The 18,550-nt window shown below is 58.5% G+C and carries 12 protein-coding genes; 5 read left to right on the forward strand and 7 right to left on the reverse strand.

From position 1 onward, the window contains the following. Nucleotides 1-46: 46 nt before the first annotated feature. The 4 genes from VNL17_03225 to VNL17_03240 all read left to right on the forward strand — a co-directional run bounded on the left by VNL17_03225 (nucleotide 47) and on the right by VNL17_03240 (nucleotide 4,252). On the forward strand, nucleotides 47-1,627 hold the full coding sequence (locus tag VNL17_03225; GenBank protein ID HXI83084.1) for a secretin N-terminal domain-containing protein: 1,581 nt from the start codon (nucleotides 47-49) through the stop codon (nucleotides 1,625-1,627). A gap of 204 nt (nucleotides 1,628-1,831) precedes the next feature. After that, the gene (locus tag VNL17_03230) at nucleotides 1,832-2,302 is read left to right on the forward strand and encodes a type II secretion system protein (protein ID HXI83085.1); all 471 of its coding nucleotides are present in this window, start codon (nucleotides 1,832-1,834) and stop codon (nucleotides 2,300-2,302) included. Nucleotides 2,303-2,306: 4 nt separating this feature from the next. After that, nucleotides 2,307-2,882, forward strand: a complete 576-nt coding sequence (locus VNL17_03235) for a hypothetical protein (GenBank protein HXI83086.1) — start codon at nucleotides 2,307-2,309, stop codon at nucleotides 2,880-2,882. A gap of 11 nt (nucleotides 2,883-2,893) precedes the next feature. Next, nucleotides 2,894-4,252, forward strand: a complete 1,359-nt coding sequence (locus tag VNL17_03240) for a hypothetical protein (GenBank protein HXI83087.1) — start codon at nucleotides 2,894-2,896, stop codon at nucleotides 4,250-4,252. 12 nt (nucleotides 4,253-4,264) lie between these two features. Here the strand turns inward: VNL17_03240 and VNL17_03245 are convergent, their stop codons facing one another. The 3 genes from VNL17_03245 to VNL17_03255 form a co-directional block, all read right to left on the reverse strand. Beyond that, nucleotides 4,265-5,692 carry a sigma-54 dependent transcriptional regulator gene (locus tag VNL17_03245; protein HXI83088.1) on the reverse strand — a complete coding sequence of 476 codons (1,428 nt, stop codon included), beginning with the start codon at nucleotides 5,690-5,692 and terminating at the stop codon, nucleotides 4,265-4,267. Between the two features lie 79 nt (nucleotides 5,693-5,771). Then, nucleotides 5,772-7,079 (reverse strand): CCA tRNA nucleotidyltransferase, encoded by a 1,308-nt coding sequence (locus VNL17_03250; protein ID HXI83089.1) that lies wholly within the window; start codon nucleotides 7,077-7,079, stop codon nucleotides 5,772-5,774. 158 nt (nucleotides 7,080-7,237) lie between these two features. Then, nucleotides 7,238-9,988: a hypothetical protein gene (locus tag VNL17_03255; GenBank protein HXI83090.1), complete on the reverse strand. Its 2,751-nt coding sequence runs from the start codon at nucleotides 9,986-9,988 to the stop codon at nucleotides 7,238-7,240. A 1,348-nt stretch (nucleotides 9,989-11,336) separates the two neighbouring features. Here VNL17_03255 and VNL17_03260 point away from each other — a divergent pair. Beyond that, nucleotides 11,337-13,772 (forward strand): U32 family peptidase, encoded by a 2,436-nt coding sequence (locus tag VNL17_03260; protein HXI83091.1) that lies wholly within the window; start codon nucleotides 11,337-11,339, stop codon nucleotides 13,770-13,772. Nucleotides 13,773-13,783: 11 nt separating this feature from the next. Here the strand turns inward: VNL17_03260 and VNL17_03265 are convergent, their stop codons facing one another. The 4 genes from VNL17_03265 to VNL17_03280 all read right to left on the reverse strand — a co-directional run bounded on the left by VNL17_03265 (nucleotide 13,784) and on the right by VNL17_03280 (nucleotide 18,478). After that, nucleotides 13,784-14,989 (reverse strand): lysylphosphatidylglycerol synthase transmembrane domain-containing protein, encoded by a 1,206-nt coding sequence (locus tag VNL17_03265; GenBank protein ID HXI83092.1) that lies wholly within the window; start codon nucleotides 14,987-14,989, stop codon nucleotides 13,784-13,786. After that, nucleotides 14,986-15,909 (reverse strand): TIM barrel protein, encoded by a 924-nt coding sequence (locus tag VNL17_03270; GenBank protein HXI83093.1) that lies wholly within the window; start codon nucleotides 15,907-15,909, stop codon nucleotides 14,986-14,988. Before VNL17_03270 ends, VNL17_03265 begins: the two co-directional genes overlap by 4 nt. Before the next feature lie 84 nt (nucleotides 15,910-15,993). Beyond that, a complete protein-coding gene (rpsU, locus tag VNL17_03275; GenBank protein HXI83094.1) occupies nucleotides 15,994-16,170 on the reverse strand; it encodes a 30S ribosomal protein S21 in 177 nt (58 codons plus the stop codon). A 673-nt stretch (nucleotides 16,171-16,843) separates the two neighbouring features. After that, nucleotides 16,844-18,478 carry a vanadium-dependent haloperoxidase gene (locus tag VNL17_03280; GenBank protein ID HXI83095.1) on the reverse strand — a complete coding sequence of 545 codons (1,635 nt, stop codon included), beginning with the start codon at nucleotides 18,476-18,478 and terminating at the stop codon, nucleotides 16,844-16,846. Nucleotides 18,479-18,550: the final 72 nt, after the last annotated feature.

The raw sequence follows: 18,550 nt of genomic DNA on the forward strand, positions 1-18,550 counted from the left end.
CAACCTGACTGGCCCAGATGCTGCTCACTACAAGGAAGATAACATCATGAAGACGCTACGATACCTCACCGCTTACGCGATCAGCGCCCTGGCATTTTCCTCGCTAGCCTGTGCCAAAGACGGACCCGAGCCCACGGCCCCGGCGGCAGTCTCGAATCCGCTCCCGACGGTCGTATCAGCACCGGCAACGATTACGGCTGCGCCTACAACCGCGCCCGCCGCAGTTGCCGCACAGCCGGTCCCCGATGAGCCGATTGAAATCGGTTATATCGAGGCCGATATCCAGAATGTCCTGCGCACGCTGTCGGCCAAGGCGGGCATCAATCTCATCCTCGGTGATGAGGTGACCGGCAAGGTTACGGTGAATTTGAAGGGCGTCTCATACGAGCAAGCAATGCAGTTGATCGCTGAGTCCAAGGGCTATGCGTACGTGAAGGACAAGAACATTGTCAAGGTGAAGTCCAAAGAGTCCCTGGATACCGAGGCGATCGAGATGCGCATCTACACATTGAACTACGCCAAGGCGGACGACATCAAGAAGACGCTTGATCCCGTGTTGACGAAACAGGGCAGGATCCAGATCGATACCCGTAGCAATACGCTGGTACTTTCCGATACGCCGTCAAGTCTGGCAAAGCTTGTCCCGTTGATACAAGCACTCGACACCCAAACGCCGCAGGTGATGATCGAAGCGAAGTTCGTGGAGACCACGAAGAATCCAAAGAAAGACCTGGGGGTTGACTGGACCAGCACACTGTTGGGCCACCAAGTGATCGTGGGTGGCAGCGCGCTTTCAGCGAGCCCGGGCACGCCTCCGGTTATTCCGGTTAACGCGCAGAACCAACCAATTGGCGGGCTTCAGTGGGTAAAGGGGGCCGGTGGCTCAATCGTGACGCCATGGTCCGCCGGCGCCGCGCTGCTCGATGCCGGCCGCGCCAGCCTCGTATTTTCCTATTTGAGCCAGGACACGGACACGGAATTACTGGCCAATCCGCGCGTGGTGACCACGGACAACGTCAAGGCGCGCATTTCGATTGCGACACAGTTCCCGATTCCAAACTTCGCCTTCAGCGAGCAAACGGCGTCGCTGCAGATCAACGGGTTTGAGTACAAGGACATCGGTATTATTTTGAACGTGCTACCGCGCATCAACAAGGACGATTTCATCACGCTCGAAGTGGCGCCTGAGGCCAGTAGCTCCACGGAGAACGCGACCTTGCAGAGCGGCGGCGGTTCCGCGGTCCAAATTCCGATCATCAACACCCGCACGGCCACCACGACAGTGCTCATCAAGAGCGGCAACACACTGGCGATTGGCGGGCTCATGCGCACGGATGTCAGCGACAGCTACACGAAAGTACCGCTGATGGGCGATGCCCCTCTCTTCGGACCGTTGTTCCGCAGCAAGAGCCTCAGTAAGACGAAACGCGATCTCTTGATCTTCTTGACGCCGACGATCGTGCGTGGCGACTCCCAAACGACGGGCTACGAGAAGTTTGCCAATGGGCTGCCGAGACGCGAAGTGTACACGGACGACAAGTGGATGCCGAAAGATAACGCGAAGGCCCGCAACCTAATCGGCAAACCGAACAGTCCGGCTCCCGATCAGAATTTTAGCGCGCAATAGCACCGGCGCAGGCGATGGTGTTGGTTCCCGCCAGGTGAGGGCGGGAGCCATGGTAGAGAGGGGCGTCCCACGACGGACGCCCCTCGCACTACCGCGAGTGATTCTCAATCTTGCGCAGTTTCGGAAGCCGGGGTGTTTGGGAGATTTCACCGGAACCTCAGGTTTTCTTCATTTTCTTTTTCGGAGTCGCAGTGGGTATGTCAAGTGCTCCCCTTGAGGACGAACGGTGGATCGATTAGCCCGGGAGAGACGATGATGCGGAAGCTGGCCAACACGAAGGACGGATTTACTCTGCTGGAGGCGATGATTGCCGTCATGATTCTGGGGTTCGTGTTGGCCTCGGTGCTCGTCACGGTGTCCCAATCTGCGCGCTATCTCACGGACATTCGTCGCACCGCGCGCGCCTCCCAAGTGCTGCAGCAGGAAATGGAATACATCCGACTGCTCGACTGGAACACACTGCAGTCGGTTACCAACACCTTCAGCGATCCGAGCGATACAGCGCACCTCTACACCGGGAAGGTCACGCAGTCGGCTTACGATGCGTATGGCACGACGAACACGATCGTCAAGGTTACTCTGACGGTGTCGTGGACGAACCAGGTCAACTGCGTGTTGACGAACACATTGACCTCGCTTGTGGGTAACGGGGGACTGAACAAGTATATCTTTTAGGACCATGAACACGCGCTTCTGCTTTTTGACGATCGCCCGGCGGTGGCGTGATACTCGGGCGTCGACCCTGGCGGAGACCCTGGTGGCCTCGACCATTGGCGCGCTCGTCCTGGTCGGAGTCATGACGACGTACATTATGTCCGTTAAGGGGTTCACGGCGATGTCGAACTACCGGCAAATCCACGGGGACGGCCGGTTGGCGGTCACCTATTTCGCCCGGGATATGCGGGGCGTTTCCAGCATCTCTTCCTTCGCGAATTCGTCCAATATCACCGTTATCATTCCCACGGCGTTCAACAGCTCCGGGGCGGCGATCTCGAACAAGACCGTCAGTTATACGATGAGCGGGGGCGTGCTCTCTCGCTACGATTCCAGCACGGGCTTCACAGACAAGCTGGCTGCCAATATCAACGGGCTAATGTTCACGCTCTACGACAACCTCGGCAGCTCGAATGGGGTGACTGTCAATACCGCCAAGGGCATCCAGCTCGACATTAAGCTGCGCAAGACCGTGATGAGCCAGGTTCAGTCGGAAGATTACTTGTCCGCGCGTTATGACATGCGGAACACGTCCAACTAGGGGACACCACCATGAAGACTCAATTATTGCATACTGCCAAGGGCTCGGTTCTTCTCAGCGCCGCCATGAGCGCCGGCGTTCTCGCGATTATGATCGCCGGGGTGCTCACGTACCTGACCGATGAGTATGACGCGAATTTTCGCACGCACCGTTGGAACCAGGCCCTGCATCTCTCGGAGGCCGCCGTGGAAATCGGTCTGGCCGAGCTCAATTACCAATACACACAAGGCGGCAGCGGATTTCAGTCGGCACGCGGTTGGACCAGCCTGGGGGGCGGCAGTTACAGCAAAACGGTGACGAATCTGCCGGATGCCTATGGCAATGCCGTGGGGACTTTGGCTGTGACGGCAAGTAGCATTGGCGGCTCCAATCCCACGTTTCAAGGAGTAGGGACGGTCACGAGCGGAAACTTTCGCGGGGCGAGCATCGTGCGCGGGGTGAAGGTGTCCGTGGCGGGCAGCAGCATGTTCCCCGTTGGACTGGCGTCAAAGAATACGATCGACCTGAACGGCAACAACGCCTATACGGACAGCTTCGACTCGAGCGACCCCACCAAATCCACCGGCGGACAATATGACGTTACGAAGCGCCAGGCCAACGGCAACGTTGGTACGCTGAGCACTCTGACCAACTCGGTCGGGGTTGGGAATGCCGATGTGTACGGCACGGTGGCCACCGGGCCGGGTGGCAGCGTCTCAATCGGCCCCAACGGCAGCGTCGGATCGACATTCGTCTCCAGCGACCGGGCGACCACCGATTCCGGAGGCATTTCCGACGGGTTCATTCGCAATGACTTCAGTGCGACCATCCCCGATCCCGCGCTACCCTCCGGGGCAGGCTCGTGGACGTCGGCGGGCAATATCAACAACAGCGCCACCATCACGGCTGGGAACTATACGGCGAGCGGCATCAACTTGAGCGGCAACAACGCCGTACTGACGATTTCCGGGAACGTCACAATCTATGTCACAGGGAACACAAGCATCTCAGGGAACAACGCGCAGATAACGATATTGGCAAACTCGAGTTTGACGGTGTATTCGGCAGGTTCCATCTCAATCGCTGGGAATGGAATTGTGAACAATGATATCTATGCTTCGAAAGATGTGTTCTACGGCCTTTCCTCTTGCACATCGGTCAGTATCGCGGGCAACGGCAGCTTCACCGGCGCGATTTACGCGCCCGAGGCCGACATGACCATCAGCGGCAACGGCAACATCTATGGCGCGCTCGTGGGCAAGAGCATTACCCTGAACGGCAACGCAAATGTTCACTACGACGAGTCGTTGAAGAACATCACCGGGTCCGCCGGCTACCTCGTCCAATCCTGGCAGGAGTTGCGGTACGTCAGCGGTGCCTGGGTGCCGTAAGACGGTGGCGAGCTACTTCACTTCCAGCCGCTTCGCGATTCGGAACTTCTCAATGCGTTTGCGCAATGTCGCGCGCGTGATGCCCAGCAACCGCGCGGCTTGAACCTGGTTGCCGTTGGTCTCCACCAGCGCTCGCGCAATCAATTCACGCTCCACCACCGCCATGATCTTCAGCTTCGGGTCCTTCTTCGCGAGCGCGTAAAGCGGACGTACTGCCAGGTCGATCGCCGCCGTCAGGTCATCCGGCGGGACGGCGACGGCTTGCGGTTCGCGGACCTCGGTGGGCAGGTCCTTGGGCAGGATCGAATCGCCGCGGGCGACCACCGCCGCGCGCTCGATCACGTTCTCCAATTCCCGCACATTGCCGGGCCAGGGCGACTTATCGAGAATCTTTAGCGCTTCCGTTGAGATCTTGGTGACCTTCCCGGGGACCGTGCCTGATTTTACGAACTGCTGTAGAAAGTAATCCACCAGCAAGCGAATGTCCTCGGGGCGCTCGCGCAACGGCGGCAGGTGGATGCGGACCACGTTCAGGCGGTAAAACAGGTCCTCGCGAAATTTCTTTACGGCGATGAGTTGCTCGGGATGCTTGTTCGTCGCAGCGATGACGCGCACATTGACGTGAAAGGTTTGATTGCCGCCGACGCGTTGGAACTCGCCGTTCTGCAGCACGCGCAGGATCTTGGTTTGGGTCGAAAGCGGCATGTCCCCGATTTCATCGAGGAAAATCGTCCCCTGATCGCATTGCTCGAACTTGCCGATGCGGCGCTCGACGGCGCCGGTATACGCGCCTTTTTCGTGGCCGAATAATTCGCTTTCCAGCAAGTGTTCGGGAATCGCCGCGCAATTGATGGCCAGGAAGGGATTCTCGGCGCGCCGGCTGTGATGATAAATCGCGCGGGCGACCAATTCTTTGCCCGTGCCGCTTTCGCCGGTGATGAGCACCGTTGCGTCCGACTGCGACACCTGGCCGATGAGTTTGAAAACCTGCTGCATGGGCTCGCTCTTGCCGACGATACCCTCGGCGTAGTCCTCACTGGCGAGCAGCGGCTGATAGCTGACCACCTCGCGCATGTCGCGGGCGGCCTTCAGCGCGGAGTCAATGAGCGCCTTGAGCTTTGGCACTTCGAGGGGTTTGAGGACATAGTCGTACGCGCCGAGCTTCATCGCCTCGATGGCAGTCTGCGTCGTTCCGTAGGCGGTCATCATGATGATGAGCAGTTTCGGATCGAGCTCGCGCAGCTTGCGCAATGTGTCGAGCCCGCTGGTGGCGCCCATGCGGATGTCCATGACCACGAGATTCGGGCGCTCCTTGGCAATCATCCGAATCGCCTCCTCGCCGTTGCCCGCATCGACCACCTGCAGGGCATCGCTCGCGAGGTTGCGATGGAAGGCGCGCCGAATATCGGCCTCGTCATCGACAACCAAAATCTTATCCATGGCGGCGCATCTTAGTCGTGACGGCCTTGCAGGGCAAGTGCTGCGGAGGGAAAATATGAGAAAACCGCGGTGTCGATGATCAGATTGCCGGGACGCGTGTCCTGGCAAACTCCAGGGCCTCCGCCCGCGATTTCAGCCGTTCTTCCAGTTGCATTTCCTCGACCTCGTGGAGGATCTGTCCCACCAACGGCCCCGGCTTGAGGCCCAACGCGAGCAGATCGTGGCCGGTCAAAAATGGTTGTGGTTTCAGGACTTCCGGCGGCATTTCAGCGGCTTTGGCCTTCAGGAATTCGTAGTTTTCCAGGTTGCGATGGCTGGAGGCGCAGTCGATCCGGTGCAGTTCCAACTCATCGGGAAAGGTGTCGCGCGCCATGAGGCGTTTCAGTTTTGCCGGACGCATCTCCTTGACGAATTGAAACTTCATGTGCTCTCGGACGCAGAGGACGACTTTCTCGATCTCGTCATTTGAGAATCGAAGACGGCGGAGGATGGCTTCGGCCATTTCCGCCCCGACGCGGTCGTGTTCATTGAACCGAATGCGGTCCGGCGCGCGGACAAACGTGGGTGGCTTGCCCACGTCATGCAGTAAGACCGCGAACGCCAGCACCACGCTCGGGTTGGAGGGCAGGGTATCCAGCATCAAGCGTGTGTGCTTGAACACGTCGCCCTCGGGATGGAACTCCGCGGGTTGTTCCACACCTTTCATCGCGGCGATTTCCGGCAAGATTTCCCGCAACAGCCCGCTGGCATCGAGGAGTTCTAGGCCACGCCCGGCGTTTGCCCGCGTAAACATCTTCACCAATTCATCGCGAATACGCTCGGCGCTGACAGCGGTGATTTGGGTGGCCATCTCCTTCACCGTATCGAATGTGACGGTTTCAATTTCGTAGCCAAGATTCGCCGCAAAGCGCACACACCGCAGCAACCGCAGTTTGTCTTCCGTGAACCGTTGCTGCGGATCGCCGATCGTCCGTACCAGTTTGCGCTCGATATCCACGCGCCCGCCGACAAAGTCAATGATCTGATCCGCAATCGGATCGTAGAATAATCCATTGATCGTGAAATCGCGGCGGCACGCGTCTTCCTCCGGCGAGCCGAAATGAACGGCGGAAGGACGGCGTCCGTCAATGTAGGCGTCGTCGGAGCGAAACGTGGCGACTTCGAATTGGTGTCCACCCTCCAGCACCAAAACGACCCCGAAAGCGGCGCCGACCGGCACAGTCCTCGCGAACAGCACCTGCACTTGCTCGGGTGTGGCACTGGTCGCAATATCGATGTCCTGCGGCTCAACCCCCCGCACCATATCGCGAACGCACCCGCCATTGAAATAAGCTACATGCCCCGCCTCCCGTAGGCGTTTCACGATGTTGATTGCAACTTCTTTCATGGCGGACACACACTAATTGAGCGGTTCGGCAGGTGCAAGCGTGGGGCGGAGACCGTGCGAATGTCTGGGTCGTCCTAGGATGTAAACTGTAAGGCGCTGACCCCTTGAACTGTTTTTCATCCCCACTTTTATGGGGCTGGTTCTTTTAAACGCCTTTTTTAGTTACAGGTCGCTCCCGTGCTCGGATGGATCTGCCGATTGCCGCTGTCCAGATCGCCGCCGTCGTCGATGTCCGGCTCCGGCACACTGGTGCGGCCATTGATCAACTGACCGCACGGCAAGGTGCCCGCCACGACTTCGATATGGGCATTCTTGCAGGCCACCGCTTCACGCAGTGCCAGGATCGGCGCCGTGTCTATATCCAACGGATTGATGATCCACATCCGCATCCGATAGCGGTCCGTCGCGTTGAGCTTATTGGCCTTCGAGATCGGATGCGCACCACCCGGCTGGCCACGATCCTCGATGTCCACACGGAAAACGACCTTGTTTTCGGTCTTCCTGTCATTGCTCAGGGTATAGTCGCCCACACCCGAGAAGCAGATCTTGTTGGCGGGCGCTTTCCCCGGCTCCGGCCCACAAATCGTGTCGGTGTTGCACAATCCGTTCTCGATGATCCCGTCACCGTTATAGGTGCGATCCTGCGGATGGCACGAGAGATTCGACGTTGGCCACACCGGTGTGGACAGGTCAAACGTGTCACACGGCAAGCATGCGCACGCCAGGCTGTCGAAGTCGTGTTCCCGGCCGTTGCTGGCGGCATGGAACGTACTCCTCGGGCCGCCCTTGATATGGCGCACGTGCTGGTACTCACCGCGGATGCACGGGTTGTAGAAGCCTCCGGCGAGACCCTTGCTGCAATCCGGCGCGCCAGCCGCGCCGAACGGAGCGCCGACCTGGCCACCGTGGGTGACGTACCCGATCACCGGGCAGGTGTTTTGGGAAGGCTGCTTGCCACCACCTGTGGTTCGGCAACCAGAGGTTGACGGAGGTATGCAGGTAACGGAGGCGGAACTCGTGCAGATGTCAGACTTCACCGGGAAGCCATTTGTGCCGATTGCGCAGATCCCGGCCGTCGGGGATACTTCTCCTTGCGCTTGGCAGCTATTCGCCGTGCTTCCTGGGCAAGAAACAGTACCGCTGCAGATGACATCAATGCTTGCACCCGCATCCAGGAAGGCGACCGTCAGCGGGAACGTCACCGCAGTGCCGTTGGTGGTGCATGATGTGCCCGATGGCAAAGCGTTGACCTCGGTGAGTATGACGTTTTGCAGCGGGAAACCATTCGGATTGGTTACGGTGAGCTTCCAAATCACGTTCTGAGGAGTGCTTTGCGCGTTCAGGACGAGGTTCTTGACGAAGTCGACGCCGTTGCTTGAAACAAGCTTCTCACAGGTGAGCGGAACGGGAATTAGATGCACGCTCGCATTGTCGGAGCTGCTTACCGTGCGGCCGGCAAAATCCTGACCAACGGCATGCACAAAGTCTGGAACATCTCCCGTTACACCAGGATACGCGGTGCTGTGGATGCAGTTGGTCGATGCCCCCGCAGCCAGGCTAAATGACGTCGGGAAGCAAGCGCTCACCAGGGAATCAACCGGGCCGCCGGGTGTCGTATCCGTCACGGTGATAACCAAATCCTCCCCTCCGATATTCAAAACCGCGATGCTGTAACAGAACACACTGTTGACCACACCCGTGGCGATCTTGCCGTACGCCGGATCTCCCGCAGGCGGGCACCCGTCACTGGTCAAGCAGGTAACCTGTTTGATGATTTGGATCCCGGGCTCGCCGCAATCGCATTGCAGCAGCGCACTGCACGTGCTCGTCGCCATGACTGGCTCGCCATTGGTCCCGATGCCGCAGACGCAGCTGGCGGGATTGTTCGGCACGGTACCCGTGACGTGAACGGTGTTCGGAAGGGTATTGGCACAATTGGCCAGACAGCCCGCGATATGATCCGCTGTGTCCGTGAAGAATACGTTCGTCGAATGACCGACCGCGAGGGAAGCAATGGTCTGGTCAAGCCCGCTGACCGCTGCATCCGTGACCTGAACGTTTTCCAAGGGCGAAGTCCCATCGTTCGTGACGATTACGCGGTAGGTGACCTGGGGATTCGTTCCCGCTGGCACCGTCACGCTGTTGGAGAACACACCACCCTGGCCGTTGAGCGAAATGTCTTTCTGGCAGGAGATGCTCGCCCGTAAGACCGTCGTTGTGGCTGAATCCGAAGCCTGAAGCGAATTTACATCAATGGCTTCGATGCCATTAACCGTTATCGTGTTGGTGTTACCGTGGGTTTCGAGTTCATCAAAGAAGAACGTCGTTGACGCACCGGCGGGGAAGGATGTCCCATTATTCGCATTGGTAAAGGTGTCGAACTTGTCGCCGAAGGAACTATCGACCACACTCTGGATTGTCATGTCATCACTGCCGCAGTTGGTCACGGTAACGCTGTAACAAAATGCCGCTGCCGGTTGGTCATCAATAAATCCAGTGGCCGATTTGCAGTAGGAGGCCAGGCTGCAATCGCCGCCGGCAGGGCGGCAGGCAACCAGCTTGGTAACTTTGAGGCAGGGCGTGAAAACGAAGACAATTGTCTGGCAAGACGCGGCCGTCAGCAGATTTACTCCGGCCGAAACATTTTCAATGCCGGAAGTATCTTCTTCAACGACAAGAAAACCTTGCACTCCGTCAGCCGCATTCGCGATTGTCGTCGACGTCACGTTGGTTGTGGAGGTTCCCTGGCTCGGATCGCAGCCCGGAAGTGTGAACAGGTGTGGGCTCGAGATGAGGTTCGGTTGGACCTCCGTAACGTCGCCATGAAATATCGTGAAGTGGACATTCGTTACTGTAAGGCCAAGGTCGGTAGCACAATCGAAATTGTCGCCATTTCCAGTAATAGCCATTAAATCAATCGTATCGCCAACGAGCGCTCTGCCAGCGACGAAGTTGTGGTCCGGTCCCGCCGCTATCGTTGAGCAACAGATGTCACGCTGGCATTGGGCGTAGCCAACGCCTGAAAGTACCATCGTGATAGCGACTACGAATAAACCAAGCAGAATCCATGATTTGTGACGCATCTTGCACGTACCACCCTCTTTGTTTCCCGATTTGTAGTCTCCAAATCGAAGAACCGATCGCGAGTCTCTCGCTGGTCTCACATTACTATCGCGCATCTCATGTCCGACAAATGCCGACCCTTGCTTCAATTCAACCGCCCTAAATTGCATTGGCGATGCGCCACCCTCGCATACCAAGCATACAAGGGCTTGGCTACGCGAAGCGATAACGCAAAATGTCCTGGAGAGCAAGATTTTTCGGCGGTCGCGGCTGACGACCATCTCGGATGTGGCGAAGAATTATCGTGTCTCAACCGGCCGGACTGACCGCGCCATTGCTGCCCACAACTTCGGCGTGTTCAGTTTGCTCGCTCGCCTCTTCGACAATCTGCGCTTCACAGAAGCGCAGCTACAACGGGCAGGACGGGACATCCACCCCTTGATCACCTCCGGGGAGTGGAATCCTCCTTCGCTAAAGCTTGCGCCTTCGGCAAACCTACCGCGGACGAGACGGCGGACAAGTATACGCGGAGTATCGGAAAGTGATAATTGTGCTGGACACGGTGAGGCGGGCGATGTATGGTCAGGCAGTTCTTTGAGAACTTGTGTCTGTCTTCGCTAAGGCCTTTGTCGTCGGTAAATCTGTAGTGCGACATGCGGGGCGGAGCTATGTGGGGAAAAGGTCTTCCTCCGTCGCTAAAGCTATGGAGGACGAGCCTTGTGGAAAAAGGGCACTCTCAAAAACATGGTTTCTGCGAAACGAACCCAAATTGAAAACGTGTATTTGTGAGCGCATCGATCGGAATGAAAGAGGGTTACAACTGTGGAGGGCAAATTTTTATTTGGGTTCGTTCTGGAAAACGAACCCAATTTGACACCACAAGAGAGGGGGTCGGAACGGATTAACACCCAACATTCAACATCAAACGCTCAACGTTCAAATGGGGATGGAGGGGAAGATGACGGCAAGCGGGGCGTTTGCCCTACAATTCCGGACTCGGCAGTCGCAGACCGCCGCTACAGCGGACGGAAAAGGACCGCGCTTAGCAAGCGCGGCTACAACGGCGGGGTCCTGCGGTCAACGCCCGCGGCTACAACAGGCCGGAAGGACCGCGCCTTACGGCGCGGCTACAGTTCGCCGGGCCTACAACGGCTCCTATCATGTTGTCGGAGATTCTGGTATGGTGACTGCGTGTTGAAGAAGCAATTAGAATTGATTGCGCCGGCGGGGAATATGGAGTGCGCGCGGGCGGCGGTGGCGAACGGCGCGGACGCGGTGTATTTCGGGTTGCAGAAATTCAATGCGCGAATGCGCGCGGACAATTTCGCCGAGGAGCAGTTGCCGGGGTTGGTTCGCTTTCTGCACGAGCACGGCTTGCGGGCGTTTTGTACGGTCAATACGCTGATTTTCACGGACGAGCTGGCGGAGGCGGAACGCGAGCTGATGCTTCTCGACCAGGCGGGCGTGGATGTGATCATCGTGCAGGACCTCGGGTTGGCGGTGCTGGCCCGTGAGCTCAGGGTGCGGATGGACGTGCACGCGTCGACGCAGATGACGATCACGTCGCCAGAAGGCGCGAAATTTGCAGAACGTCTTGGCGTCAAGCGCGTGGTGTTGGCGCGGGAAGCGTCCATGAAGGAGATCGCGAGGTTCGGCAACGAGGCGGAAATCCCGGCGCTGGAGGTTTTCGTTCACGGCGCGTTATGCGTGGCGTATTCGGGTCAATGCTTGACGAGCGAAGCGCTCGGGCAACGCAGTGCCAATCGCGGTGAGTGCGCGCAGGCTTGCCGGTTGCCTTATGAGTTAGTCGTCGACGGCGCGTTGAAGGAGCTGGGCGACCGACGTTATCTGCTCTCGCCACAGGATCTGGCGGCGGTTCAGGAGATTCCCGAATTGATTCGGCTGGGAGTGACCGGGTTCAAGATCGAGGGGCGGCTCAAGTCGCCGGAGTATGTGGCGGCGACGTGCCAGGTTTATCGGAAGGCCATTGATGCGGCGATGGCGACCGAGAACGGCGACGCTGCTACTGACGAGGCGGACAAGTACAAGTTGGAGATGACGTTTTCGCGCGGCCTGTATTCGGGGTGGTTGCACGGCGTGAATCATCAGGAATTGGTGCACGCGCGCTTCGGGAAGAAGCGCGGGCCATTTGTGGGACTTATCAACCGGGTTGGTGCTGACCACGTGGAAGTGGACGCGCAGACGCCGTTGCGGGCCGGTGACGGCGTGGTGTTTGATAATGGGGGCGATACCGATCACGAGCAGGGCGGGCGCATCTGGGAGACGCGGGAGAATGGACTTTATTTCGAGCGGGGGCACATCGATTTCGGCAAGTTGAAGGCCGGCGACCGCGTGTGGAAGACGAGCGACCCGCAGCTCCAGCGCGAATTGAAGCGCACGTTCAAGAACGATATTCGGCGCCCGAAAACAAGGATCGACCTGACGGTGAAGGGCGAGGTCGGGAAGTCCATGACGATTGAGGCGAACGGGGTACGGGTCAATTCTTCCATGGCTTTGCAGACGGCGTTTCGGCGTCCGTTGACGGAGAAATTGTTGCGCGAGCAACTGGGAAGAATGGGGGAGACAAATTTTGAGTTGGGCGAGCTTCACAACAAGCTCGTCGGTCAGGCGATCCTGCCAGTGAGCGAACTCAATCGCCTGCGGCGCGATCTGGTGGAGAAGATTGTTGCGGCACTGGAAACGGGAGCCGTGCAGCGGACTGGATTGACGTCGGTCCTTCCTGAATTGCTGGCGAATGTTCCCGAGCGGCGCACTGCTGCAGCGACGCAACTTGTCGTTTTGTGTCGCACGATGGAACAGCTCACGGCGGCGCTCGATTCCGGTTGTGTGACGGTTTATGTGGATTTCGAAGACATCCGCCGCTACGACGAGGCGGTGGCATGCGTGCGGAAGCGAACCGGGACGCAGATATTCCTGGCTACGCCGCGGATTCAAAAAGCCGGCGAGCAGGGGTTCTTTAAAATGATCAATGACTCCAAACCGGATGGAGTTCTCATTCGCAACCTGGGCGGGCTGGACTATTTTCGCGAGAGCTCGCTGCGGAAGATTGGCGATTTCTCGCTCAACGTTGCCAATCCTTTGGCCGCCGAAGTTCTCATGCGTGAGGGATTGGAGCGTCTCACTGTCTCGTACGATCTCAACGCGCAGCAGGTCCTTGATCTGTTACACGCGGCTTCGCCTGACTGGTTTGAGTTGACGGTCCACCAGCACATGCCGATGTTTCATATGGAGCACTGCGTATTTGCCGCGTTTCTTTCCAACGGCACGGACGCCTCTAATTGCGGGCGTCCCTGCGATCGTCATAATCTGAAATTGCGGGACCGCGTCGGCGTGGAGCACCCGGTGAAAGCGGATGTCGGTTGTCGTAATACTGTTTACCACGCGAAGGCGCAAAGCGGGGCTGATTATCTACAATCATTCCTAGAGGCAGGCGCCCGCGTCTTTCGTGTCGAACTCCTGGAAGAAGATGCTGCGAAGACCCGCCTGATCTTGCAGGGCTACCGGGAGTTGATCGACGGGACAGCCGCGGATTCGTCCGCATTGTTCCGCCGACTGAACGTGGTAAAACAACTGGGCGTCACCAGCGGAACGCTCACTGTATTGACGTGACCGGCCTGTTGTTATTCGGCCTGGCCCATCTGGTCTGTAGGCGGGAGTTCCTTGCGGTGAGTCAGGAAAAATCCGCCACCGACGATGCTCCAGAAGAGCGCAGCCAGATAGCCCAGCAGCGACATCACGAGGGCCACCGGTTCCGCCACGCCGACTTCGCGAAACATCTTGATGTACATGCCTTCGCGGACGCCGAAGCCCGAAATGGTGATCGGCACGGCTGTCACCGAGTTGATGATCGGCAGGTAGAGGAAGTAGTCGGTAATCTTCGCGGAGAGAACTCCCAGACCACGGCCCACACACCAAATGCTGAGCATGGAAAAAAAGTGGACAACAAATGAGATTAGCAACGTCTTGGCCAGGATTACCGGATGAGAGGCGTAAACGCGATAGGCATCCACCATGCGGCGCAGCATGGCGTAGTGCGGCATTCGTTGCAGCCACGATCGCAATCCCGGAAACTTGTCCACAAAGCCGGGCCACAATCCCACGACTGTACCCACGACCGTAAACACGACCACCCCGAGGGTCGCGACCGAGAACCAGAAGAGTTTGGGGTCATCAAATACGCGAGTGTGGTAGAGCGCCATCATAAAGAGCGCGATGACAAACAGGGCCAGAAGCCCAATCAATCTGTCGACGACGACGGTCGCGATGGCCTCGGCCTTTTTGTGGTGCGTCTCGTGCGCAACATACCAGGCCTTGATCACATCTCCTCCCGTCGACCCGAGCATGAACGCGTTGAAGAACAACCCAATGAAGGAAATCGAAAAGAGACGCGAGAATTTCACCTCCAGGCCCTGGACGTGCAAAATCAATTGCCACCGGAGGATGCCCAGCACCGCGGGTATTCCCGCGCAGATGACGGCGGCGGCCAGCCACAAGGCACTGATCTTCCGCAGCGCTTCCCACAAAGACCGTGGCCCGATCGTCCAGACCAACGGGATGCGTTCGGACCAGGAAAGATTCTTGAGACTAACAGTCGGGACAACCTCGTCATCCTCTTGTTCGAGCACGATGCACTTGGCGCGCACCAGCTCCACCTCCTCTGGACGGAGGCGAAGATCGCGCGCCAGATCGGCGACACTGGCGTTCGGCGAATGGGCAATCTTCCCCAATGTCTCCGTTACTTCTTTTTGGAAAATGCCATTGAACAGGTAGGCCAGGATGCCCACGCTGACCACCACCCGCACCAACGCGCCCAGTTTTTTCTTCATACGATGACTGGTTTCCTCAGCAAGTCGTGCACCCGTTTCACGCCTCCAGCGATTTGCTCCGGCTTCCATCCGGGATGAATCTCCCACGCCAGCACCATGTCGTCGGTCACGAACGGCGCCAGCCGTGCAAAATCAAACGTGCCGAACCCCGGCGGCTGATGATCCTCGGCAGGCGGGGCAAAATCCTGCAAGTGCATCCCCAGCGTCCGTCCGTGGAACCGGTGCAAAATAGTCTCCAACTTCATCAACCCGAGCGTTTCCTTCACCGCCGCGTGTCCGACATCATGCCAGTACATTATCGACCCGGTGCCAAACCGTTTCAGGATCTCCTCCGCCTCGACCTCGTTGGGAATCTCTTCGATCCCGAATCGCGTTTCCATCCCCAGCTTCACATTCATTTCCTTCGCGTGCGGCAAGATCTCCTCCAACGTCCGATAGACCTGATCCAAATGCTTTTGCCGCTTCTTATCGCGCACCGTTTGCGCCTTGTCGAGCAGTCGCTGAAACTTCGGCGTGTCGCCGCGTCCTTCCGCATACAGCCCCAACAATCGCATCGTGTAATCCCGCATAGCCACCAGGCCGAGGTGCAGCACCACAATCTTCGCCCCAAGCGTGGCCGCGCAATCGATCGTCCGCAACGTGTGCCGCACAGCGCATTGCCGTTCATCCTCGTCCCGCGAACTGGGCAGGTAGTAATCCGGCGCCGGCCCCATCACGCCGAGGGGCAGGGGACAGAAATTATGGAGGGAACAAATCTTGATCTCGCCCGCCGCCACCGCCTGCAAGACACCGTCCAAAAGCGACAGCCGCGTACCATGTCCCAATTCGGCGTACTCGAAGCCGAGCGCGCGCACTTCATTCACCATCGCGCGCCCGTCCGTATGGCGCTGGGAATTCCAGCAAGTTGAAAAGGCGAACATGAAAATGAGAGGGGCCAGCCCTGAAAGTCTTCGGGGCCAGCGGTCGCATCGCGGCGCTGGCCCCGCTGATTTGTTTATGCTCGTTTAGAATCCGGCGAACAGCCGAGGCCCGCGGGCCTTGCGCCGACGCTTCTCGCTCGGCTTCTCAAAATGACGATGCGCCCGCGCTTCGCGCAACGTGCCCTCGCGATCCAGCTTCTTCTTCAGCCGGCGCAGGGCCTTTTCCACGGGCTCACCTTTTTTTAGTCTGACTTCTGACAATTCCGATTCACACCCCTCTCAAACGCTTCTCACTCACGCACTTGCGTGCAACAAGAACTCTCAGCGTTACAGCAACTCCGCGCATCATAACCGCCCCAACACCCCCTGTCAATGCACGCCCTGTCCACTGTAGCTTTAGCGAAGGAGGATCCCGTTCCCACTTGAATGTTCAGCTTTGGACATTGAATGTTGGGCGTTAATTCGTTCCTATCCCCTCACTTGTGGTGTCAAAATGGGTTCGTTTTCCGAAACGAACCCAAATTATAAACGCTCTCTGCAACTCCGCAACTCGCTATCCCCATGATAGATGCGCTCAAAAACTCCCAAAACAAAATTGGGTTCGTTTCGCAGAAAGCATGTTTTTGAGAGTGCCTTTTTTCCACAAGGCTCGTCCTCCATAGCTTTAGCGACGGAGGAAGACCTTTTTCCCACATAGCTCCGCCCCAAGTATCGCGCGATGGGTTTTACCGACGGCGAATCTCATCCGCCGTTTTGTCCACCATAGTCCAAAGGGCAACGACGGAAGGCGTCCTTGCGAAATAGGCCCTGTCGCGCCGTAACCTCAGTGAAGGCGGATGTCAAAGAACTGCCCGCACTATACCGGACCAGGATCGATATGTCGAGAAAAAATATCGATTTGCGATAGGCGGATCGGGGGGCACGACCGCCGGCATCAAATCGTGATGTTCGTCCCGTCGAACCGGGTGAGTGTGAAACTACCGCCCTCGTTGTAGCAGGCTTTGTTTTCCTGCAAAACGCCGATGGCGACGGCCTCGCCAAGCTTGAGCGATTCCGAGTAATCGCTTCGGTAGTGGAACCCCAGCGCATTGCGACCGATGGCGACGTTGGCGGCGAGTTTGTTCAACTCGTTGCCGACGGTGAGCGTGGCGCCGGTGAACGTCTCAAGAGCGGTGCCGTCGGCATTCGACACAACGGGATTCGGGATCACAAACGATTCGTCGAACCACGCCTTGAGGATGGTGACGCACGCGCCCGCGACCGTCGCGTGACCGGCGCCGTACGACGGATGCGTCGGGCAACCTTCCGGCGCGCCGACCGGCAGCAGATAGGTGCCGTTCGCCGAGAACACGCCGCCGAGCGCGGCCGAGTTGAGAACTTCCGAGTTGACGGGATACGTTGCGGCACCGCTGCGCGTGTTGTGAAGGAGACCGCCGAACTCTTCGGGCCGCAGCCGCCGATGCACAAACCATTTCTGGTACCACACGGCCTTGAGTGCGCGGGTGGCGACTTCAGTGACGAGGCTCAGGATGTGCGGCCCGCCGAACGTCCCAAAACCGATCTGCGTGGCCGACGACCGGTACGGATTTCCCGCGTCGAAAGGCGCTCCCATCCCGAGCAGGATCAGGCAGGCCTGATGATACGCCTGGTAGAGCGCATCCACGTGCACCCATTCGCCCATGTCGCGCAGGTTGCGAATGTAGCGCGGTGTCGGGTCCAGCGCGTACGACGGCGGAGCGGCCCCGTTCTGCATCGCAAGCCAGTCGCTGAAGTTTGTCATGTAATCGACGCCGGCAAGCACCGTGTTCATTGTCTGCGGAATCAACAACGCGCCCATCGGGACGTCCAGCCACAGGAACTGCGACAGGTACGGTCCGATCACATCGCCCGGCGAATTTCCACGAAAGATCGTGATCGGCCTTACCCGACCGCCCTTCTGTGGTCCGCGGAAGTCGGACAACGCCGACAGGTCGGCGCACGCGGCAGCGATGGTCGAATCCGTTGCGTAGTCAGAAAAATGAACGTCACGCGCCAGCGCCATCCAGTAAAGCTCCACCATCTCACCCGCGCCCCACGCGCTGGCGATCGTCGGCGCCGGGGGGATCGCCAACTGGTGCGAATCGGGTCCTTCGAGATCGAATGCCAGCCCCGACTGCGGGTTCGTCAGCTTGCGGCCCAGCCCGAGCGGGATCGCTTCGAAATCAGCGGGGCGACCCGAGTTGAGCGCGGCGATCAACTGGTTGTAGGCAGCAAGATCGACCTCCCCCAGCGAGTTATGCGGAAGGCCTTTCGAATAACTGGCAATCTTGTTCGCGTAGAGTTCTTCTTCGCCGTTGGTGGGATGCGCTACCAGCGGCTGGTGACGCTCGAACCCCGCCGCGTCCTTCCGCGTGCGGAAGCATGCCTCGCGGCGTTGATTGGAAGTCAGCGGGTCAATCGCCGCTGCTTCGACGACCCCCTGCAACGTGGGAAGTGAGAGCGCGCCGAGACCGACGGCCGCGGCCGCCCCTGCGCCGAGTTGTCCGAGGAACTTGCGACGACTGACCGGCCCCGCGTTGCGTCGATTCATGATGCTTCTCCTCACCCAGGGTTGAACTGGCAAAGTCTAGTGATTCATCCTGCAAATAGCCAGACCAAAAAG

It is taken from the genome of Verrucomicrobiia bacterium, assembly GCA_035577545.1.
Classification (GTDB): Bacteria; Verrucomicrobiota; Verrucomicrobiia; order Palsa-1439; family Palsa-1439; genus Palsa-1439.

Bases quoted from the DNA above. Each gene is read 5' to 3' on its own strand.
- VNL17_03250 (HXI83089.1), bottom strand. From the start codon at position 7,079: ATGAAAGAAGTTGCAATCAACATCGTGAAACGCCTACGGGAGGCGGGG.
- VNL17_03240 (HXI83087.1), top strand. From the start codon at position 2,894: ATGAAGACTCAATTATTGCATACTGCCAAGGGCTCGGTTCTTCTCAGC.
- VNL17_03245 (HXI83088.1), bottom strand. From the start codon at position 5,692: ATGGATAAGATTTTGGTTGTCGATGACGAGGCCGATATTCGGCGCGCC.
- VNL17_03280 (HXI83095.1), bottom strand. From the start codon at position 18,478: ATGAATCGACGCAACGCGGGGCCGGTCAGTCGTCGCAAGTTCCTCGGA.
- VNL17_03255 (HXI83090.1), bottom strand. From the start codon at position 9,988: ATGGCTATTACTGGAAATGGCGACAATTTCGATTGTGCTACCGACCTT.
- VNL17_03235 (HXI83086.1), top strand. From the start codon at position 2,307: ATGAACACGCGCTTCTGCTTTTTGACGATCGCCCGGCGGTGGCGTGAT.
- VNL17_03270 (HXI83093.1), bottom strand. From the start codon at position 15,909: ATGTTCGCCTTTTCAACTTGCTGGAATTCCCAGCGCCATACGGACGGG.
- VNL17_03225 (HXI83084.1), top strand. From the start codon at position 47: ATGAAGACGCTACGATACCTCACCGCTTACGCGATCAGCGCCCTGGCA.
- VNL17_03265 (HXI83092.1), bottom strand. From the start codon at position 14,989: ATGAAGAAAAAACTGGGCGCGTTGGTGCGGGTGGTGGTCAGCGTGGGC.